Source organism: Solwaraspora sp. WMMD406 (assembly GCF_029626025.1).
Taxonomy (GTDB): Bacteria; Actinomycetota; Actinomycetes; order Mycobacteriales; family Micromonosporaceae; genus Micromonospora_E.
Genome location: NZ_JARUBF010000001.1, coordinates 656,441 through 676,509, shown reverse-complemented (window position 1 = coordinate 676,509; position 20,069 = coordinate 656,441). Strand labels below are relative to the sequence as shown.

At 70.2% G+C, this 20,069-nt stretch carries 18 protein-coding genes; 13 read left to right on the top strand and 5 right to left on the bottom strand.

What is annotated here, in order from left to right; all coding sequences use genetic code 11:
* Window positions 1-131 precede the first annotated feature (131 nt).
* Complete coding sequence (locus O7632_RS02950; RefSeq protein ID WP_278111212.1) at window positions 132-758, top strand: PadR family transcriptional regulator; 627 nt, start codon at window positions 132-134, stop codon at window positions 756-758.
* Between the two features lie 23 nt (window positions 759-781).
* Window positions 782-1,861, top strand: coding sequence for an inositol-3-phosphate synthase (locus tag O7632_RS02945; protein ID WP_278119787.1), 1,080 nt, complete (start codon window positions 782-784; stop codon window positions 1,859-1,861).
* A gap of 80 nt (window positions 1,862-1,941) precedes the next feature.
* Here O7632_RS02945 and O7632_RS02940 read toward each other — a convergent pair whose 3' ends face one another.
* Together O7632_RS02940 and O7632_RS02935 are read right to left on the bottom strand one after the other, a co-directional pair.
* Window positions 1,942-2,424 (bottom strand): methylated-DNA--[protein]-cysteine S-methyltransferase, encoded by a 483-nt coding sequence (locus tag O7632_RS02940; protein ID WP_278111209.1) that lies wholly within the window; start codon window positions 2,422-2,424, stop codon window positions 1,942-1,944.
* A gap of 14 nt (window positions 2,425-2,438) precedes the next feature.
* Complete coding sequence (locus O7632_RS02935) at window positions 2,439-3,062, bottom strand: GNAT family N-acetyltransferase (RefSeq protein ID WP_278111207.1); 624 nt, start codon at window positions 3,060-3,062, stop codon at window positions 2,439-2,441.
* 152 nt (window positions 3,063-3,214) lie between these two features.
* On the opposite strand from O7632_RS02935, the gene O7632_RS02930 reads away from it, so the two are divergent.
* Together O7632_RS02930 and O7632_RS02925 are read left to right on the top strand one after the other, a co-directional pair.
* A complete protein-coding gene (locus O7632_RS02930; protein WP_278111206.1) occupies window positions 3,215-3,739 on the top strand; it encodes an NfeD family protein in 525 nt (174 codons plus the stop codon).
* Between the two features lie 110 nt (window positions 3,740-3,849).
* Window positions 3,850-5,397, top strand: a complete 1,548-nt coding sequence (locus O7632_RS02925; protein WP_278111204.1) for an SPFH domain-containing protein — start codon at window positions 3,850-3,852, stop codon at window positions 5,395-5,397.
* A gap of 164 nt (window positions 5,398-5,561) precedes the next feature.
* On the opposite strand, the gene O7632_RS02920 is transcribed toward O7632_RS02925, so the two are convergent.
* Together O7632_RS02920 and O7632_RS02915 are read right to left on the bottom strand one after the other, a co-directional pair.
* Window positions 5,562-6,533: a hypothetical protein gene (locus tag O7632_RS02920; RefSeq protein ID WP_278111202.1), complete on the bottom strand. Its 972-nt coding sequence runs from the start codon at window positions 6,531-6,533 to the stop codon at window positions 5,562-5,564.
* 171 nt (window positions 6,534-6,704) lie between these two features.
* Window positions 6,705-8,192, bottom strand: a complete 1,488-nt coding sequence (locus tag O7632_RS02915; protein WP_278111199.1) for a CCA tRNA nucleotidyltransferase — start codon at window positions 8,190-8,192, stop codon at window positions 6,705-6,707.
* Between the two features lie 59 nt (window positions 8,193-8,251).
* Between O7632_RS02915 and O7632_RS02910 the strand changes: the two genes are divergently transcribed.
* From O7632_RS02910 to O7632_RS02875, 8 genes are all read left to right on the top strand, one after another.
* A complete protein-coding gene (locus tag O7632_RS02910) occupies window positions 8,252-9,343 on the top strand; it encodes a hypothetical protein (RefSeq protein WP_278111197.1) in 1,092 nt (363 codons plus the stop codon).
* Window positions 9,344-9,398: 55 nt separating this feature from the next.
* Window positions 9,399-11,189: a murein biosynthesis integral membrane protein MurJ gene (gene murJ / locus O7632_RS02905; protein WP_278111196.1), complete on the top strand. Its 1,791-nt coding sequence runs from the start codon at window positions 9,399-9,401 to the stop codon at window positions 11,187-11,189.
* 525 nt (window positions 11,190-11,714) lie between these two features.
* Window positions 11,715-13,196: a protein kinase gene (locus O7632_RS02900; RefSeq protein WP_278119785.1), complete on the top strand. Its 1,482-nt coding sequence runs from the start codon at window positions 11,715-11,717 to the stop codon at window positions 13,194-13,196.
* The gene (sigM, locus tag O7632_RS02895; protein ID WP_278111194.1) at window positions 13,193-13,885 is read left to right on the top strand and encodes an RNA polymerase sigma factor SigM; all 693 of its coding nucleotides are present in this window, start codon (window positions 13,193-13,195) and stop codon (window positions 13,883-13,885) included. Before O7632_RS02900 ends, sigM begins: the two co-directional genes overlap by 4 nt.
* Window positions 13,882-14,871: a hypothetical protein gene (locus O7632_RS02890; protein WP_278111192.1), complete on the top strand. Its 990-nt coding sequence runs from the start codon at window positions 13,882-13,884 to the stop codon at window positions 14,869-14,871. The genes sigM and O7632_RS02890 overlap by 4 nt, the downstream gene beginning before the upstream one ends.
* Before the next feature lie 184 nt (window positions 14,872-15,055).
* Window positions 15,056-16,012 (top strand): thioredoxin-disulfide reductase, encoded by a 957-nt coding sequence (gene trxB / locus O7632_RS02885; protein WP_278111190.1) that lies wholly within the window; start codon window positions 15,056-15,058, stop codon window positions 16,010-16,012.
* A gap of 34 nt (window positions 16,013-16,046) precedes the next feature.
* Window positions 16,047-16,370: a thioredoxin gene (gene trxA / locus O7632_RS02880; RefSeq protein ID WP_278111188.1), complete on the top strand. Its 324-nt coding sequence runs from the start codon at window positions 16,047-16,049 to the stop codon at window positions 16,368-16,370.
* 228 nt (window positions 16,371-16,598) lie between these two features.
* Window positions 16,599-17,756 carry an N-acetylmuramoyl-L-alanine amidase gene (locus O7632_RS02875; protein WP_278111186.1) on the top strand — a complete coding sequence of 386 codons (1,158 nt, stop codon included), beginning with the start codon at window positions 16,599-16,601 and terminating at the stop codon, window positions 17,754-17,756.
* Window positions 17,757-17,788: 32 nt separating this feature from the next.
* Here O7632_RS02875 and O7632_RS02870 read toward each other — a convergent pair whose 3' ends face one another.
* On the bottom strand, window positions 17,789-18,442 hold the full coding sequence (locus tag O7632_RS02870) for a GNAT family N-acetyltransferase (protein WP_278111184.1): 654 nt from the start codon (window positions 18,440-18,442) through the stop codon (window positions 17,789-17,791).
* Between the two features lie 308 nt (window positions 18,443-18,750).
* Here O7632_RS02870 and O7632_RS02865 point away from each other — a divergent pair, with 308 nt between their 5' ends.
* Window positions 18,751-20,064 (top strand): PLP-dependent aminotransferase family protein, encoded by a 1,314-nt coding sequence (locus O7632_RS02865; protein ID WP_278111182.1) that lies wholly within the window; start codon window positions 18,751-18,753, stop codon window positions 20,062-20,064.
* Window positions 20,065-20,069 lie beyond the last annotated feature (5 nt).

Sequence of the window (20,069 nt, the reverse complement as noted above, 5' to 3'; positions counted from 1 at the left end):
TCACCTTCGGTAGCCATACGGACGCAAAGATGTGTTTGCCCACCATCCGGATCCCGTCTACCGTGACGATGTATCGGTCCGATACATCGCATCGGATAACCGCAGGCAGATCGAGGGGTAGGAGGAGCAGAGTGCTGGAACTCGCCATCCTCGGTCTGCTGCAGGAGTCACCGATGCACGGCTACGAGCTCCGCAAGGAACTCACCGCCAAGCTCGGCGCCATTCGTGCGGCGATCAGCTACGGCTCGCTCTACCCGACCCTGCGACGGCTGCAGGCCAACGGCCTGATCGCCGAGGCCCGTGACGCGCCGACCACGGCGGTCGAGATTCCCGCGCTGACCAGCCGACGCGGTCGGGTCGTCTACACCATCACCGCCGAGGGCAAGGAACGTTTCGCCGAACTGATCGCGCACACCGGCCCGGAGACCTACGAGGACACCGGTTTCGGCGTGCACTTCGCCTTCTTCTCCCGGACCGACCGGGCCACCCGGTTGCGCATCCTGGAGGGGCGGCGCCGCAAGGTCGAAGAACGTCGGGAGGGACTCCGCGACGTGCTCAGTCGAGCCGCGGAGCGCATCGACGCGTACACGCTCGAACTCCAACGCCACGGACTCGACGCCTGCGAACGCGAGGTCCGCTGGCTGGAGGAGTTGATCGCCAACGAGCGGTCCGGCCGGGCACCACACACCGGCCAACCAGAGCCGAAGAACGATCCGCCTCCGCCTGGACAGACCAGGCACGAGCAGGAGCGGCCGTGAAGAACAAGAAGGAGGCAAACGCGATGGGCTCCGTCCGCGTCGCCATCGTCGGTGTCGGTAACTGTGCCTCGTCCCTGGTCCAGGGCGTGGAGTACTACCGCGACGCCGATCCCAACGACCGCGTCCCGGGTCTCATGCACGTCACCTTCGGCGACTACCACGTCTCGGACGTGGAGTTCGTCGCGGCGTTCGACGTGGACGCCAAGAAGGTGGGCATGGACCTCTCGGAGGCGATCAACGCCAGCGAGAACAACACCATCACCTTCGCCGACGTACCGCCCAGTGGGGTGCTGGTCCAGCGCGGCCCCACCTTCGACGGGGTCGGCGAGTACTACCGGGAAGTCATCCACGAGTCCGACCAGGAGCCGGTCGACGTCGCGCAGGCGTTGCGCGACGCCCGCGCGGAGGTCGTCGTCTGCTACCTGCCGGTCGGCTCGGAGCAGGCCGCCCGGTACTACGCCCAGGCCGCCATCGACGCCGGCTGCGCGTTCGTCAACGCCCTGCCGGTCTTCATCGCCTCGGACCCGACCTGGGCGCGGAAGTTCACCGACGCCGGGCTGCCGATCGTCGGCGACGACATCAAGAGCCAGGTCGGCGCGACCATCGTGCACCGCGCCCTGGCCAAGCTCTTCGAGGACCGCGGGGTCGAGCTGCTGCGCACGTACCAGCTCAACTTCGGCGGCAACATGGACTTCATGAACATGCTGGAGCGCACCCGGCTGGTCTCCAAGAAGATCTCCAAGACCCAGTCGGTGACCTCCCAGGTGCCCCACGAGATGGCCAAGAGCGACGTGCACATCGGCCCGTCCGACCACGTGCCGTGGCTCGACGACCGCAAGTGGGCGTACATCCGGCTGGAGGGCCGTTCGTTCGGCGACACGCCGCTCAACGCCGAGCTCAAGCTGGAGGTGTGGGACTCGCCCAACTCCGCAGGTGTGATCATCGACGCGCTGCGCGCCGCGAAGATCGCCCTGGACCGGGGCGTGGGCGGCCCGATCCTGTCCGCGTCCTCCTACTTCATGAAGTCCCCGCCCGAGCAGTACGCCGACCACGACGCCCGCCAAGCCGTCGAGGACTTCATCGCGCACAAGATCGAGCGTTGAGCCACCGCTGGCCGTCGCCGGCCAGTCCGCCGTGGTGCGGGGTGACCAGCTGATGCTGTGCCCCCCGCACCACGGCTCGGTCAGCTCCACGCCAGCCGTAGCGCCACCCCTGCCTCCAGCTCCAGCAGGTGCCGCTTGCGGGGCAGACCACCGCCGAACCCGACCAGCTTGCCGCCGGCACCGACGATCCGGTGGCAGGGCACGATGACCGGGATCGGATTACGGTTGCAGGCCACCCCGACCGCCCGCGCGGCCTGCGGATCACCCAACGCGGCGGCGACCGCACCGTACGTCTCGGTCTGTCCGTACGGGATGGCGCTCATCCGTCGCCACACCGCGCGTTCGAAATCCGAGCCCTGACGCACCGACAGCGGCACGGTGAAGCCGGTCAGTTCCCCGGCGAAGTAGCCACGCAGTTCGTCGAGCGCCGCTCGCAGCACCGGCTCCGTCGGTGCGCCGTCGGCGACCGGATCGGTACGCCCGAAGCGCACCCGGCACACGCCGAGCGCGTCGGTGGCCACCGACAGTTCACCGATCGGGGAGTCGAGCACCGCCCAGCGCATCAGTTGATTCTCCGTCAGGTGTCCGCCGACTCGTCTATCGGCTCGTCCACCGGCCGTCGGTCTGTCGGTCCGTCGGCCGCCGGCCCACCCGCCGACGAGCCGTCGGCCGACACCGGTGCCGACATGAACAGGGCGACCTCGTCGGTGTACGGCGGAAGGTAGCGCGTGGTGTCGATACCGGTGAGCGTGAACCCGAGCCGGCGGTACGCCCGTACCGCCGCGACGTTGACGTTCTGGGTCTCCAGCCAGATCTCCCGGGCGCCGTTCTCCCCAGCGGTGACCCGCGCGATGCTCAGCAACTCCCGGGCGACGCCGCGTCGGCGGTACGCCGGAGCCACATGCAGTTCGTTGACCACCTGCCGGCCGTTCCACCGCTCGTACGTGGTGGCCATGAAGCCGACTGGTCGCGGGCCGGCCATCGCCAGCGCGTAGAGGTCCCACGGTCGGGATCCGACCGTGACACCCTCAACCAGGTCGTACCGCTTGCGCAGTGGCGGCGCGACCGGCGTCTCGCGGAGCGCGAACCCGTCCACGCCTGCGGTCACCTGGTAGACGCTGCCGGTGGAGAACGACGTGTCGAGCCGATGGAGCAGGTCGGCCTCGTACTCGGTGATCACGTTCCGGATCCTGATCTCCACCGACGCATCGTCGCATGCGGACGACCCGCGGGTCGGTGACCGGGCACCGCCCGTGCGCCCCCTGCCAGCCGATCGAGCGGTGTGCATCGGCCCTGGCTGAGCAGCACTTCGCCGACCAGGACAGTTGCCCAGCGGGGCTATCGTCACGGGCTGTGGACACCGCGACGCTCGTCTTCCTCATCGTCGGCGGCCTCGGCGTGGCGGTGCTCGCCGTCGGGCTGCTCGGCGGCGAGATCCTGCACTTCGGCGACGTCGGTGCCGACGGTCCGGTGTCGCTGGAGATGGTCGCCGGGTTCGCCGGCACGTTCGGGTTCGCGGCGGCGATCGCCAACGAACTGATCGGCGCCGGCAGCCCTGGTCTCGTCGTCGCCGCCACCGCGATCGGCGTGACGGCCGCCGTACCCGCCGGTTGGTTGACCATGCGGCTGTCCCGGGCGGCCCGGGACATGCCGACCGACGCCACCCCGACCCGCACCGACCTGATCGGCTCACTCGGCGTGGTGATCACCCCGATCCACCCCGGCGGGTACGGCGAGATCCGTGTCCGCGTCGGTGGCCAGCCGGTCAAGCTCAGCGCACGTGCCAACCAGCCCATCCCACTCGGTGCCCAGGTGTTCGTGGTGGAGGCGCCGAGCGACACCAGTGTCGTGGTCGAACAGACCCCACCCGTCCAGTGACCCGCCCGGGTGACGACCGCGCCCCGTGACCGCGCCCGACCATGCCTGCGGTGCGGCCGGTGAACCACCCGTCAGCCCGCCAGTTGCCACCCCACCAGTAAGGAATGTCCATGACCCCTCTGTTCATCGCGATCATCGGCACCGCGGTGCTGGTGTTCGTTCTCATCCTGTTCGTGCTCTCCCGGATCAAGGTGGCCGGCTCGAACGAGGCCTTCATCGTCACCGGCCGCAAGGGTCGGACCACCCAGGCGCTGGACGGATCCCGATCCACCGACCTGTCGGGGCAGAAGGTGGTGATGGGCGCCTCCGTCTTCGTCCTGCCGGTGGTGCAGAAGCTGCAGGTGCTCGACCTGTCCAGTCGCCGGATCCACGTGGAGATCGCCGGCGCGGTCAGCAAGCAGGGCATCCGGGCCAACCTGCAGGGCGTCGCCATCGTCAAGATCGGCGGTACGGAGGACGCGATCCGGGCCGCCGCCCAGCGGTTCCTGCACCAGCAGGACGAGATCGAGGACTTCACCCGTGAGGTGCTCGCTGGCGCGTTGCGCTCGATCGTCGGTCGTCTGACCATCGAGGAGATCATCCGCGACCGGGCCGCCTTCGCCAGCGCGGTCGCCGAAGAAGCCGAACATTCGATGACCAACCAGGGTCTGGTGCTCGACACCTTCCAGCTGCAGGACATCATCGCCGAAGGCTCCTACCTGCAGGATCTCGGCCGGCCCGAAGCGGCCCGCGTGCTCAAGGACGCGGCGATCGCCGAAGCCCGAGCCAGGCAGGCCGCCGAGCAGGAGCGGCTGCTTGCCGAAGAGGCGATCGCCGAGGCGAACCGCAACCTGTCGCTCAAGCAGGCCTCGATCCAGGCCGAGATCGACGCCGCCAAGGCCAAGTCGGCGGCCGCCGGCCCGCTGGCGCAGGCTGAGCGGGACCAGGCGATCCTCTCCGAACAGCAGAAGGTCGCCGAGCGCAACGCGGAGCTGAAGGAACGCCAACTCGACACCGAGGTCCGCAAGCCGGCCGACGCGGCACGCTACCGCGTGGAGCAGGAAGCGGAAGCGGCCCGCAGCGCGGCGGTCCTCGGTGCCGACGCCGAACGGCAGGCCACCATCGCCGCCGCCCAGGCCGCCGCCGAGCAGGCCCGGCTCATCGGTGAGGGTGAGCGGGCCCGACGTGCCGCGCTGGCCGAGGCGAACGCGATCGAGGGTGCCAAGGAAGGTGAAGCCGAGCAGCGACGCCGTACCGCGATCGCCGAGGCGATCGAGCGAGAAGGCTCGGCGGAAGCCGCCGCCATCCTCGCCCGGGGCCAGGCCGAGGCGGAGGCGATGGCCCGCAAGGCCGAGGCGTTCGCCGCGTACGGCGAGGCTGCCGTACTCGACCTGCTGGTCAAGGTGCTGCCCCAGGTCGTCGAGGCGGCCAGCGCGCCGATGGGGTCGATCGACAAGATGACGGTGATCTCCACCGACGGGGCGTCGTCACTGGCCAAGTCGGTGGCGAACAACGTCGCGCAGGGTCTGCAGCTCGGCAACGACCTGACCGGCATCGACCTGGCCGGCCTGCTGGCCAAGCTGGGCGGCGCCAGCGTCGAAAGCAACGGCGGCCGGCCCACCGAGCGCAAGCCGCTGGCCGGCACGGTCACCGACACGGGCACCACTGGCACGAACTGACGCCGGCCGACCGACCACCGGCACGAACTGACGTCGACCGGACGTCAGCACGAACACGAACGGGCCGGCCGGCGGGGTTCCTCCCCGCCGGCCGGCCCGTTTTCGCGCCGAAGGACGTGCCACGTCCGGGTCCACCCGGGCTGTCGCACCGGGCGAGCCCGCGTTCACAGCCGAGACATGCGTACGGTGTACAGCGACGTGCTCTGCGTCATCTGGTCGTCGCCGCACTCGTAGCGGGCGGGATCGAAGTCCCCGACGAGGTCCTGGGTCTCCGAGTCGACACCCGGCGCGCTCAGGGTGACCGTGCCGTCGGCCCGCACGTTGGAAAACGACACGGTGCCCTCGATCGCCCGGAAGCGGTAACTGATCTGGCCGACGAAGGTCAACGTGACCGTGATTCCGGAGACCACACCCTCGTAGGTGGTGCCGTCGCCGTAGTCGGTCGTTCCCTGGCCGTCCGAGCGCAGATCCACCAGCGCCCCCGGGCCGGTGCTGGTAAAGGTCACCTTGCCGAACGGCTCCTCCAGGGCGACGTCCTCCCGGTGCGAGTCCACCTGCCACGAGCCGACCACGCACGGATCGACACCGGCGGCCGGGGTGGGGCTCGGCGTCCGGTCTTCCGGACGGTCCGAGGAGGCCGACGAGCTGGGATCGGCCACCACCCCGGTGCCGGAGTCGCCGGCTCCCTGGATCGCCACGACGACGGTGATCGCGACGATCAGGACCGCCAACGTCGAGCCGAGCGCGATCAACGGGATCAGGTAGGAGCGGCCACGTTGGGGTGGCGGTGCCGCGACCGGATACCCCGGATAGCCGCCGGCCCCGGGGTAGCCGGGAGCCCCACTGGACGGGTAGCCGGGAGCCCCACTGGTCGGATATCCCGGTGCCCCGCTGGTCGGGTACGGCTGCGCCGGACCACCGGCGGACGGATACCCGCCCTGGCCCGCCCAGCCACCCGGATGGGCGGGCTGCGGCGGATAGCCGGGCCCGCCACTGGTCGGCTGCGGCTGCGGCTGCGCCTGGGGCTGCCCGGGATAGCCCGGCTGGGCCGCAGGGAAGCCACGGAACGTACCGCAGTGTGTGCAGTACCCGGCCTGGTTGATGGACACGCCGCCGCAGACCGCACACGGCTGCATCTGGACCCTCCCGGTTGTTCGGACACCTGCGGTTCGCGCCCGGACGATCGACGCACCCGTTCCGCCCTGCGACGGTAGCCGAGCGGCACAACGCCCGGTAACCATCCTCCCGGCGGGAACGGGCGACCGGCCGGCCCCGCGCCGCCGTACCGCCAGCCGGCTCAGCCGTGCTCAGCCGGCCTCCGGCCGGGTCCCCTCCGGCTGGATCCCCTGCGCCCGGGCCCACCGCACCAGTTCCGCCTCGGCCTCGGCCCGGTCGAGCGGACCGCGCTCCAGACGGATCTCCTTCAGATGGCGCCAGGCCCGTCCGACGATTGGACCCGGCGGTACGCCGAGCAGCTCCATGATCGCGTTACCGTCGAGATCCGGACGGACCCGAGCAAGGTCCTCCTCGGCCTGGATCCGGGCGATGCGCCGCTCCAGCGCGTCGTAGTCGGCGGCCAACGCCGCCGCCTTACGCCGGTTGCGGGTGGTGCAGTCGGAGCGGGTCAGCTTGTGCAGCCGGGACAGCAGGTCGCCGGCGTCGGTGACGTAGCGGCGCACCGCCGAGTCGGTCCACTCACCCCGGCCGTACCCGTAGAACCGCAGATGCAGCCCGACCAGCTGGGTGACCTGGGCGGTCACGTCCTTGGGATAGCGCAACGCCTTCATCCGCTGCTTGGTGAGCCGGGCACCGACCACCTCGTGGTGGTGGAAGCTGACCCGGCCGTCACCACCGACCGACTTGGTCGCCGGCTTGCCGACGTCGTGCATCAGGGCGGCCATCCGCAGCACGAAGTCACACCCGTCGTCCTCCAACCGCACCGCGTTGGCGACCACCGTGAGGGTGTGCTCGTAGACGTCCTTGTGCTGGGCGTGTTCGTCGATCTCCAGGCGCAGCCCGGACAGCTCCGGCAGGAACCGGTCGGCCAGCCCGGAGTCGACCAGCAGGCGCAGCCCACCGACCGGGTCCGCGCCGCTGAGCAGCTTGGTGAACTCGTCGCGGATCCGTTCGGCGGTGATCCGGTCGAGGTCGGCCGCCATCCCGGCCATCGCCGCCCGGACATCCGGATGCACGGCGAACCGCAGCTGGGCGGCGAACCGGGCCGCCCGCAGCATCCGCAGCGGGTCGTCACCGAACGACTCCTCCGGTGTCCCCGGGGTACGGATGACCTTCGCGGCCAGGTCGGCGAGTCCACCGTACGGGTCGGTGAACCGGTGGTCCGGCAGGCTGACCGCCATCGCGTTGATGGTGAAGTCCCGGCGCCGCAGGTCGTCGGTCAGGTTGGTGCCGTACGCGACGACCGGGTTACGGCTGACCCCGTTGTACGACTCCGCCCGGAACGTCGTGATCTCCAGCGTCAGGCCGCCGCGTCGCGCACCGATCGTGCCGAACTCCCGGCCGGTCTCCCAGGTGGCCTCGGCCCATCCGGAAAGGACGCCCAGCGTCTGGTCCGGATGCGCGTCGGTGCAGAAATCCAGATCGTTGCCGAGTCGGCCGAGCAGCGCGTCCCGGACGGAACCGCCGACCAGGTGCAGTTCGTGCCCGGCGGCGGCGAACCGGCGGCCCAACTCGTCGGCGACGGGGGAGACCCGCAACAGTTCGGCGACGGCGTTGCGTTGCACCGCTGTCAGGTCGCGTGGCTCGGTGATGGCGCGGGGCGCGGAGGTCTCGGACATGGGAACGCCAGACTATCCGCCGTGGCCGTCGTGGCGGCCAGCGGGCAGGATGAACCATCGTGCCGATCCCCGAACATCTACGCGGTCTGTTCACTGATCCTTCCTTCTGGTCGGCGTATCTGGCCGAACCGGACGGGTCCGCCGTGGAACACCACGCCGAGGTACGGGTGTCGCTGCCGGTCGCCGGCGGGTACGGCCTGGTGCTGGAGATCGACCTCGGGTACGGCGAGTGCCTGCTCGGTCTTCGCCAGCCGGGTGCCACCGAACCGGTCCCGCTCGCCCGGTTGGATCCGGCCCGGCCGTACGCGGCCGTGTTGCGTTGGGCCGAGCTGGACCTGATCGGCCAGGTGGTGGCCATGGACGACCCGTCGTGGTCGCATCCGGGGCTGGTGGTCGCGCTGCTGCACCGTTACGCCCCGCCCACCGGCGACAGCCGAGCCCGGCGGCGGGCGGCGACGATGGTGGCCACCGCGCTCCGGTCGCTGCGCCGGGCGCCCGGTGCCGTCGCGGTCGCGCCGGTCGGCCCGCAGCAGCCGCCGCTCGACCTGTTCACCGATCCCTCGTGGTGGCCGTCGGCGGCTCCGGTCGACCCCCGGGTCTTCGACGACGACGCCGTGGCCCGGCAGGTCCGCGATCATCTCGACCACGGCGAGCGGCTCCGCTGGCGGTACGCCCCCGGCTGGGGCTGGGTCGTCACCGAAGCACCGCCGGGGGCCGGCGCGGATGTCGGCACGGATGTCGGCACGGATGTCGGCGCGGATGTCGGCGCGACACCTGGCGTCAGCGCGGACGACGTGGGCGCGGCGGATGTCGGCGCGACAGCCGACGGCGTCACGACGGCTCGCGTGTTGGGGGCCGAGTCGTTCCCGTTCGACCAGCTCGACGAGCTGGTCGGCCATGCCGCCGCCCGGCACGCCCGGTTGTTCGACACGCCCTGGCGGGACGCCCAGACGGTTCTGCCACTCGCCCGGCGAATCCGCGAGACCGGCGACCTGTCGGCCGTACCCGCGCTCGGCAAGGCCCTGCAGGACGCGGGCTGGGACCATCCGACGGTGCTGGACGCGCTGACCGAGCCATTGGTCCCCGCCGAGTCGGCCTGGGTGGTCGACGCGTTGCTGGGCATCGGCCCGGCCCTCGACGACGGCCGATAGGGTCGACCTGCGTCTGGCGGTGACGGTCCCGGCGTACCGGCGGGGTGGAGGTCCGATGAGCAACGGGTTGTACCGGAGCGCGAACGCCGTCCCGGCAGGGGACGACCAGCACACGTCCGGTCCGCACCCGGACGGTGCCACGTTGATCTCGGTCGGCCCGGGTGGTCAACCGGTGGTGGAGGCAACCGCCCCGCCGTCCGAGCCGCCAGCCGCGACTCCCGCCGGTCCGGCGCCGGACGACGGCGGCAGCGCCGCCAGCAACAGCGCGATCATGGCGCTCGGCAGCCTGGTCAGCCGGGGTACCGGCTTCCTGCGGACGTTGGTTCTGGCGGCCGCGCTGGGTGGGTCGCTGGTCGGCAACGCCTACACGACGGCGCAGATCTTCCCGGGCATGGTCTACGAGTTCCTGCTCGGCGGCATCCTGACCAGTGTCCTGGTGCCGGTGCTGGTCCGTCGGCGCAAGTCCGACGCGGACCAGGGTCAGGCGTACGCCCAGCGGCTGTTGACCCTGGCGGTGCTGGCGCTCGCCGTGGCGACGCTTGTCGCGATGGTCGCCGCGCCGCTGCTCGCACTGCTGTACTCCAGTGACGAGACGACCGGCGAGTTTCGGGAACTGGTCACCCTGCTGTCCTACCTGATGTTGCCGATGATCTTCTTCACCGGGTTGTCGGCGCTGGTCAGCGCGTTGCTGAACACCCGGGGGCACTTCGCCGCGCCGATGTGGGCCCCGATCCTCAACAACCTGGTGGTGATCGCCACCCTCGGTACGTACATCGCGATCTTCGGAGCGCGGATCGTCGGCCCGCAGGAGATGACGGCCGGGCGGATCGGGCTGCTCGGCGGCGGCACCTTGCTCGGTGTGGTGGTGCAGGCCGCCGGGCTGCTCCCGGCGCTGCGCAAGGTCGGGTTCCGGTGGCGTTGGCGGTTCGACTTCCGGCGATTGGGGCTGGGCGAACTGGGCCGCCTCGGGGCCTGGATGTTCTGTTACGTCGCGGTCAGCCAGCTCGGCCTCGTGGTGGTCTTCAACCTGCTGAACCGGGCCGGGGACGCCGACGAGGCCGGTCCGCTGATCTACAACAACGTCTTCCTGCTGTTGATGATGGCGCACGGCATCATCGCGGTCTCGGTGATCACCGCGCTGATGCCCAGGATGAGCGCGGCCGCCGCAGACGGCCGGTACGCGGACATGGCCGCCGACCTGTCCCGGGGCACCCGGACGGTGACCGCGGTGCTCGCGCCGATCGCCGTCTGCTACGCGGTGCTGGCCACGCCGGTCTCGTTCGCGCTCTTCCGGTACGGCGCGTTCACCACCGACAACGCGACCGCCACCTCGATCGTGCTGGCCGCCGCGGCGGTGGCGCTGGTGCCGTTCGCGGTCAGCCAACTGTTCACCTTCGCGTTCTACGCCCTGCCGGACACCCGTACCCCCGCCCTGATCAACGTTCCGGTGGTGGCGCTGCGGGTGCTGGTGCAGGTGGGCCTGTTCGTCGCGCTGTCGGTACAGTTCGCCGCCGCCGGGCTGATGATCGGCAACGCGGTGTCGTACCTCGCCGCCGCGATCGTGTCGGCGTGGCTGGTCCGCCGTCGGGTCGGCCGGATCGGGTTCGGGGCGATCGCCCGGACGTTCGGCAAGGTGGCCGTGGCAGCGGCCGGGTCCGCCCTGGTCGGATGGCTGGTGCTCCTGCTCCTGCCGGGCGGTGACACGCCGGGCCGGCTGATGGCGATCGGCCAGTTGATCGTGGGCGGCGCGGCGGTCGGACTGACCTACCTGGGGCTGGCGGTGGCGCTGCGCATCCGCGAGATCAACGACGTACTCGGGATGGTCCGCCGCAAGATCCGCCGATGACGGGTGTCCCCGGTTCCCACACCGCCGACAGCCTGTGGACGAACCTGTGGATAACTTGCTTCGCTCCCGTGCTACCGCAGGTCCCGGCCTTGTGGATAACTCGAAATCGGGAGGTCCGTTACGGGCCGTGGCCGCCGGTCGGACCGGCGACGACTACCCCCTCCAGCCGATCCAACGTATATTCGCCCAAGAAGTTATTTGTCGTGCTCAACCGGCGGTCGGGGCAGCAGCAAGTGGGCGCGACCAGGTGTTGCGGCGAGCTGAGATCGGGCACTGCGGGAAGCTGACATGTTGGTCACGCCGGAACCCAGGTAAGGTCGCTCTGGACGGGTGCGCGCGGCATCTACCGTTGAAGCGGCGTCCAGCCGATGCCCGCGCGGGTCTCCGGAACCGACGTCCGGCGGCTCCGGAGACCTCGACACCAGCACTCGTACGCCGCGACGCTCAGCGAACGGAGCCATCATCAAGGGAGGACGGGTGACCCAGGTCGGCGAAGGCCAAGAGGCGGATGCGGCCGATCCGCCCATGATGGCCTTCGGTGCGCCCACCCTCGGCGAGATCCTCGCCGAGCGATACCAGTTGGCTGAGCACGTCAACAACGACAGTGCCGGTCGACAGGTCTGGCGTGGCGTCGACGTGGTGTTGCGCCGACCGGTCGCCGTGGTGCTGCGCTATCCCGGGGGCGACTCCGCGATGGAGATGCTGCAGGCCGCCGTTCGGGCCAGCCGGGTCGTCCACTCGAACCTCGTCGGCGTCTACGACGCGATCGACGAGGGGCAGCGCGCCTACGTGGTCCGCGAATGGGTCGACGGCGACTCGCTGCGCGAGGTCGTCGCCGGTGCCGGCCCGCTCGATCCGGCCCGGGCCACCATGATCGCCCACTCGGTCACCTCGGCCATCGCCGCTGTGCACGCCACCGGCATGGTGCACGGCAACATCCATCCCGGCACCGTGATGATCGGTCACGACGGCCGAGTGGTGCTCGCCGACGCGCGCGCGGACAGCTCGGACACGATCGACACCGACATCCGTGCCATCGGCGGAGTGCTCTACTTCGCCCTGACCGGACACTGGCCCCAGCACGAGGCGGGGCGCACCGCGCTACCGGACGCGGTCCGCGACGTGAGCGGGGCGATCGCCGCGCCCCGGCAGGTCCGTTCCGGCGTGCCCGCCTATCTCGACGACCTGACGATGGATCTCCTCGATCCACGGCTCGCCCTGCCCTCTTCCGAGGTTCTATCCGCCGAACTGAGCCGACTGGACGCGGCCGCCGAGGAGCAGTACCTCGACAGCGTCGGGCCGCTTCGGTTCTCCAGCTCCGACGACGGCGGTGAGATGCCGCAATCGTCCCGTCGCAAGATCGCGGCGGGCGTGGCGGGCCTGCTGGTCATCGCGATCACCGGACTGTTCTTCGGCATCAACGCCCTGGCCAACGGCGACAACGACGAGGCGCCGCCGGCGACACCCCAGACACAGGTCAGCACCCCCGGCGGCAGCGAGTCCACGCCTCCCCCGCAGCCACAGCCGATCGCGCTCACCGCGGACCAGGTCCGGATCGTCGACGCGGACGGCGCCCGCGACGAACTCGACGGGGTGGAAGCCACGGTCGACGGGGATTCCAACACCGGATGGAAGACCGACGCGTACGACCGCAACCCCAACTTCGGCAACCTCAAACGCGGCATGGGTGTGCTGATCGACCTCCAGGAGCCCCGATCGATCACGTCGGTGCAGGTGGAGCTCTCCGCGTCGGGCGCTTCGGCGGAGCTCCTCGCCGGGCCGGCCGACCCCGGGGCGACCCGCGAGGGCGACGACGAGATCCTCGACACCTTCACCGACCGGATCGGTGAGCCGTTCGAAAACGCCGACGGGGCGACGCTCACCTTCAGCGGCTTCGCACCGGACGAGACCTATCAGTACCTCCTGCTGTGGATCACGAAGCTGCCGCCGATCGGCGGGGACAAGTACCAGATCGGTGTCCAGGAGATAGCGGTAGAGGGGCCATGACCGGACGCCGGGCTGACCTCGGCGATGACGACCTGCTCCGGGCGCACGCCGAAGGTGACCCGGACGCCTTCGCCGAGCTTCTGCGCCGGCATCAGGATCGGCTCTGGGCGGTTGCCGTACGCACCCTCGGCGACCGGGAGGAGGCCGCCGACGCGCTGCAGGACGCGCTGCTGTCCGCGCATCGCGGCGCCGACCGGTTCCGTGGCGACTCCGCCGTCACCACCTGGCTGCACCGGATCGTGGTCAACGCGTGCCTGGACCGAATCCGGCGGCGCAAAGCCCACCCGACCGTACCGCTGCCGGACGGCAGCCAGGACGACGACCGGACGGTACGCGGTACCGAACCGGCCGCACCTGTCGTCGACCACGACACCGCGCTGGTCGTCCGACAGGCGCTGGCCGAGCTTCCGGTGGAACAACGCGCCGCGCTGATCCTGGTCGACGTACAGGGCTATCCGGTGGCCGAGGTGGCGCTGATGCTCGGCGTCGCGGAGGGCACGGTGAAGAGCAGGTGTGCTCGGGGCCGGGCGCGGCTGGCCGGGATCCTCGGCCATCTACGACCCCGGCACGACGCTGCGGCGGTGCGGCAACGGGATGAAGTGCCGTCGCTCACGGCACGGAACCCGCAGCGGCTCGGTGACGTCCCATCAGGGTCCGCACGAAGCGACAGCAGCCTGGAGGAACGGTGACCACCGACCGGTTCGGGGAGGTCGATCCGGATCTGCTCGCCGATTATGTCGGCGGGGCGCTCGACGGCACCCCGGAACAGGCCGTCGTCGCCCGGTTGATCGCCGAACGCCCGGACTGGTCGACCGCCCACGACGACATGGTTCGGGCCGCGCGGCTGGTGGAGACGATGCTCGCCGAGTGGGGCAGCGCAACGGCCGAGCCGATTCCGCCGGAGGTTTCCCACCGGTTGAACGTCGCGCTGAACACCGGTGCGGCAGGTGACGCCGGTGCCGCCGGTGCCGCCGACGCGGATGACGCGATTGACACGGATGGTGCCGTCAACGCGCCGGACGGGCCACCGACACCGACCCGGCTCCGGCCGATCGTCCGGCAGCGACCCCCGGTACGCCACCGGTGGCGGCGCTTCGCGGCACCGATCGCCGTCGCGGCGGCGGCCGTCGCGTTCGCCGGGTTCGGTCTGCAGCAGTTCGTCGGCGGCGGCTTCACCACCGACTCCAGCACCACCGCCGGTGGCGCCCCGGACGAGGGCACCCCGGACATGAGCGCCGGCGACGAGGCAGATACGCCCGAGGAGAGCGCTACCACGATGACCGGGCCGGCCGGGCCGGTCGTCGTGGCCAGCGGCACCGACTACCAGAGCACGACCCTGGGCAGGGCACTGGCCGACATCCGTGACGGGAGCGGCCCGGGTATCCAGTCGCAACCAGGTGAGGACATCACCCTGCAGCAGGCGCCAGCCGTACCGGCGCTCGGCCGGTTCGCCGATCCGGTGGCATTGTCCGGCTGCGTCGCCGCGGTGACCGACGAACACGATGCCGGGGCGCTCGGGGTGGATCTGGTGGATCTGGCGACCTTCGAAGGGGCACCCGCGCTGATCATCGCGTTCACCGACAGCGCCGGTGCGTCGTGGATCTGGGTGAGTGGACCCGGGTGTGGCCAGCCGGCGACCGGCGCGGACACCAGGTACACGACCCGGGTAGGGTGACTTTGCCGGCCACGTGACGTCCCACACGTCTCGCGGGACCGGGAATGACGCCTCGACGTCGTGACGTTTCAATCTACGGTCGCCGATCGACCCCTGGCCAGTGCGTTCATCGCTAGCGGATGGGGCGTTCACCCCCAGCGGCCACCGAGGAACGGCACGGCAACTCACACCTTGGGAGTAGGCAGTGGACGAGGTCCGCAACCTGATCATCATCGGCTCGGGTCCGGCCGGTTACACCGCTGCGGTCTACGCCGCCCGGGCCAACCTCAATCCGCTCGTGATCGAGGGGGTGCAGTCGGGTGGAGCACTGATGACCACCACCGAGGTGGAGAACTTCCCCGGTTTCCCCGACGGCATCATGGGCCCCGAGCTGATGGACTCCATCCGCAAGCAGGCCGAACGCTTCGGAGCCGAGTTCATCACCGACGACGTCACCAGGGTCGAGCTGGCCGACACGGGGACTCCTGGTTCGGCACAGGCCAGCACGGTGTACGTCGGAGAATCCACTTATCGCGCCAAAGCCGTTATTCTCGCCACCGGTTCGGCGTGGCGGCCCCTCGGCGTACCCGGCGAGCAGGAACTGCTCGGCCACGGGGTGTCTTCCTGCGCGACCTGCGACGGCTTCTTCTTCCGGGGTCAGCACATCGTCGTGGTCGGCGGTGGCGACTCGGCCATGGAGGAAGCGACCTTCCTGACCCGGTTCGCCGAGTCGGTGACGATCGTGCACCGTCGCGACGAGTTCCGGGCCAGCCGGATCATGGCCGCCCGGGCCCTCGGCAACGAAAAGATCAAGGTCGAGTGGAACAGTGTCGTCGAGGAGATCGTCGGCACCGACGGTAAAGTCACCGGAGTTCGCATCCGCGACACCCACTCTGGCGAGTCGAAGACCTTGGACGTGACCGGAGTGTTCGTCGCCATCGGCCACGATCCACGGAGCGAGATGTTCCGGGGACAGGTCGAGCTCGACGAGAACGGCTACGTGTTGGTGGACTCGCCGAGTACCCGCACCAGCGTGCCCGGGGTGTTCGCTGCGGGCGACCTGGTCGACCACACATACCAGCAGGCGATCACCGCCGCCGGCAGCGGCTGCGCGGCGGCACTGGACGCCGAACGTTACCTCGCCACACTCGAAGAAGTCTGACCTGGCAATGTCAGGTCGAGGAGGAGGAATCCCCGTGGGAGCTACCCGAGCGGTCACCGAGGCCAGCTTCGCCAGCGACGTACTGATGTCCGACAAGCCGGTCCTGGTCGACTTCTGGGCTGAATGGTGCCAGCCGTGCCGCAAGGTCGCGCCGCTGTTGGAGGAGATCGCCAACGAGATGGGCGACAAGGTGGCGATCGTCAAGCTGAACATCGACGAGAACCCGGAGATCGCCCGCAAGTACCGGGTGATGTCGGTACCGACGTTGACCGTCTTCAAGGGCGGCGAGCCGGTGCAGTCCGTCGCGGGAGCGCGCCCGAAGGGTGACCTGGTCAAGCTGATCGAGTCGGCGTTCTAGCCACCGCCACCGCCACCGCCACCGCCACACAGCAGAGCAGAACAAAGGGCCGGGTCGTCGGCGACCCGGCCCTTTGTCACGACCCAACCCTCGTCGTCGGATCGGGGATAGCGAGGCCGGTCAGCGGGTACCCCCGTCCGGTCAGCATCACCGCAACACCGACGCGGGCGGCGACCGACCGGGTTACGCTCTGGTTCGTCCCGCTAGGCAAGGGGAGGTCGGCGTCCTGTGCGTCCCATCCGCCGCGACGATCAGGGTCCCGCCGTCGCCGAGATCCGGACCATCCTGGTCAATCTTGGTCTGTTGGCTCCCCATCCAGGCCTGGACCGGTTCGACGAAGCCACCGAACGGGCGGTACGGACCTTTCAGCAGAGCCGTGGTCTGAGCATCGACGGCCGGGTGGGGGCAGAGACCTGGCGTACGCTGGACGCCGCCCGCTGGCGACTCGGCGACCGGGCCCTCTACCACTCGGCGCCTGAGCCGATGGTCGGCGAAGACGTCCGGGCGTTGCAGGAACGGCTGCTGGAGATGGGCTACAACGTCGGCCGGGCGGACGGCGTGTACGGCAACCGGACCGCTGGGGCGGTCACCCAGTTCCAGCACGAGGTGGGACTCACCGCCGACGGCACCTGCGGCCCGTACACGATGCACGCGTTGCGCCGGCTGGGACGCAAGGTCATCGGAGGGCGACCGCAATGGCTGCGCGAGTCGGACGCGTTCCGCGAGTCGGGGCCGCACCTCGTCGGCAAGACCATCGTCGTTGACCCGGGCCACGGCGGTCCGGACCAAGGCGTGGAGGTCTCCGACGGCGTGCTGCGCTGGACCGAGGCGGATCTCGCCTACGACCTGGCCTGCCGGTTGGAAGGCCGGCTGGTGGCCGCCGGCATGCGGGTACGGCTGACCCGGGGACCGCGTCCCGCGACGGCACTCAGCGATCCGGCTCGTACCCGGATCGCCAACGACGTCGACGCTGATCTATTCATTTCCCTGCACCTCGACGGCCATGTCAATCCGGCGGCCGAGGGGGTGGCCTCGTACCACTACGGCACCGACAACGGGGTCACCTCGACGGTCGGCGAACGCCTCGCCAATCTGGTCCAGCGTGAGATCGTCGTACGGACCGGGCTGCGTGACTGCCAGGTGCACGCCAAGACCTGGGAATTGCTGCGACTGACCCGGATGCCGGCGGTACGGGTCGACGTCGGCTATCTCACCGCCGCCGGTGACCGGGCCCGGCTGATCGATCCGGATTTCCGCGACCGGGTCGCGGAAGCGCTGGTCGCCGCCGTCCAACGCATGTACTTCCCGGTCGAGCTGGACGTGCCGACCGGCTCGATCGACGTACGAACGTTGCGTGCGGTGGTGACGGCGGGCAACGACGCCTGACGGACGAGCCGCGAGCCGGTGGGCCGTCCCGGTCAGTTGGTCATGACCCGGGTGGCTGGACGGAGCAGACTTTCCGGGCTCATCGAGCCGAGCAGCTTCTCCAGCGCGTACTCGACGTCCGACTTCCAGGACAGGGCGGTCCGTAGTTCGAGTCGGAGCCGTGGAACCCGTGGATGCTGGCGGACCGTCTTGAATCCCACCGACAGGTAGAAATCGGCGGGGGCCAGACAACCCCGCTCACCTGGTTCGGCACCCTCCGGTGCGTTGGCGACGCCGAACGCCTCGATCGCCTTGATGCCCCGCTTGGTGAGGTCGCGCGCCACCGCCTGCACCAGCATCCGGCCCAGTCCGCCCCCGGCGAACGGCGCGACGACGTGGCCCGTGGTGAGCAGGACCGCGTCAGCGGAGACCGGCGAGGTCGGAAAGGCCATCGAACGCGGCAGGTAGGCCGGCGGAGCGTACATGACGAAGCCGGCCGGCATGCCGTCGACGTAGGCGAGTTTCCCGCAGGACCCCCATTCGAGCAGCGTCTGCGACACCCAGGCTTCCTTCTCCAGAGCGGGATCCCCGTCCGCGCAGGCCCGTTCGGCGGCGGCCGGATCCAGCTCCCAGAAGACACACCGCCGGCAGGTCCGAGGCAGATCTTCCAAGGTGTCCAAGGTCAGGTTGACCAGACGTCGCGACATTGGCGCATCCCCCACACCACACGGTCGAGTGTTCATACACCGCGGAGTCTCACCGCGCGCCGTCTCCACATCCCAACGAGCGATCGTACGCCGCAACGTCGCGCCAGGGGAGAGGTCGGGCGGACCCGGCCCGGTGGCATCCGCTCCGGCCCTGGTCACTCGGGCGTCTCAGCCAGCGCCGGCGTCCGCCATGTGGTAGGCACCGGAATGATCGCGCCGTCCCACGACACGCCGGACTACGATCAGACGATCAGTGCGTGTCGCGGTCCGCCGGACACCACCGAGGCGACGCATATCGAGGTGAGGTCATGACCGGCACGACGCTCGACGACTACACCGACCGCTATGCCCGTCGGGTCCGGGGCATGACCGCCTCGGAGATCCGCGCGCTGTTCGCGGTCGCCAGCCGACCGGAGGTCGTCTCGCTCGCCGGTGGCGCACCGTACGTCGCCGCGCTGCCGTTGGACGCGGTCGGCGAGATGCTGGGGCGCCTGGCGTCGGAGACCGGCACCGCCACCCTGCAGTACGGAATCGGGCAGGGCACCCTCGATCTGCGGGAGCGGATCTGCGAGGTGATGGCTCTCTCCGGCATCGACGTGTCCGCTGGGGCCTCTCCCGAGGACGTGGTCGTGACCGTCGGCGGTCAGCAGGCGCTCGACCTGGTCGCCCGGCTCTTTCTCGACCCGGGCGACGTGGTGCTCGCGGAAGGGCCGACGTACGTCGGGGCGCTCGGTGTCTTCCAGGCCGCGCAGGCGCAGGTGGTACACGTACCGATGGATGACGACGGGCTCATCCCGGCCGCGCTCGAGCAGGCGATCACCGACGCCGCGCGCAGCGGCCGTCGGGTCAAGTTCCTGTACACGATCCCCACGTTCCAGAATCCGACCGGCGTCACGCTGACCGACGAGCGGCGCGATCAGGTGCTCGACATCTGTGAGCGGGCCGGGCTGCTGGTCATCGAGGATGACCCGTACGGGCAACTCAGCTTCGAGGGCGACGCGCCGGCCCCGCTGCGGGCCCGCCGCAGACACGGCGTCTTCTACGTCAGCACCTTCTCCAAGACCTTCGCGCCCGGCCTGCGGGTGGGCTGGATCCTGGCCCCGCACGCGGTACGGGAGAAGCTGGTGATCGCCAGCGAGGCGCAGATCCTCTGCCCGAGCGCCTACGCCCAAGCCGCGGTCTCGACGTACCTGGCGACCATGCCGTGGCGGGAGCAGCTCAAGACCTACCGTGAGGTCTACCGGGAGCGGCGCGACGCGCTGCTCGGCGCGCTCGACGACCTGATGCCGGCCGGCACGAGCTGGACCAGGCCGAGCGGCGGGCTGTTCGTCTGGGCTCAGCTGCCGCAGGGGCTGGACGCCAAGGCGATGGTTCCCCGGGCGATCGCGGCGCGGGTGGCCTACGTGCCCGGTACCGGTTTCTACGCCGACGGCTCGGGGGCCGGCAACATGCGACTCAATTTCTCGTTCCCGCCGCCTGAGCGGATTCGGGAGGGAGTCCGCCGGTTGGCCGGGGTGATGGAGCGGGAAGCCGCCATGCGTGAGGTGTTCGGCCCGGTGACCGGCGGTGGTAGCCGTCGGCAGCGCCCCGGCGCGGACACCCCCGGGCCTGACTTGGCATGATTCGG

What these genes read in the sequence shown, in the direction of transcription:
- O7632_RS02915 (WP_278111199.1), bottom strand. Translation starts at nt 8,192, where the DNA reads ATGTCCGAGACCTCCGCGCCCCGCGCCATCACCGAGCCACGCGACCTG.
- O7632_RS02945 (WP_278119787.1), top strand. Translation starts at nt 782, where the DNA reads ATGGGCTCCGTCCGCGTCGCCATCGTCGGTGTCGGTAACTGTGCCTCG.
- O7632_RS02865 (WP_278111182.1), top strand. Translation starts at nt 18,751, where the DNA reads ATGACCGGCACGACGCTCGACGACTACACCGACCGCTATGCCCGTCGG.
- O7632_RS02925 (WP_278111204.1), top strand. Translation starts at nt 3,850, where the DNA reads ATGACCCCTCTGTTCATCGCGATCATCGGCACCGCGGTGCTGGTGTTC.
- murJ (WP_278111196.1), top strand. Translation starts at nt 9,399, where the DNA reads ATGAGCAACGGGTTGTACCGGAGCGCGAACGCCGTCCCGGCAGGGGAC.
- O7632_RS02940 (WP_278111209.1), bottom strand. Translation starts at nt 2,424, where the DNA reads ATGCGCTGGGCGGTGCTCGACTCCCCGATCGGTGAACTGTCGGTGGCC.
- O7632_RS02870 (WP_278111184.1), bottom strand. Translation starts at nt 18,442, where the DNA reads ATGTCGCGACGTCTGGTCAACCTGACCTTGGACACCTTGGAAGATCTG.
- O7632_RS02920 (WP_278111202.1), bottom strand. Translation starts at nt 6,533, where the DNA reads ATGCAGCCGTGTGCGGTCTGCGGCGGCGTGTCCATCAACCAGGCCGGG.
- O7632_RS02900 (WP_278119785.1), top strand. Translation starts at nt 11,715, where the DNA reads ATGATGGCCTTCGGTGCGCCCACCCTCGGCGAGATCCTCGCCGAGCGA.
- sigM (WP_278111194.1), top strand. Translation starts at nt 13,193, where the DNA reads ATGACCGGACGCCGGGCTGACCTCGGCGATGACGACCTGCTCCGGGCG.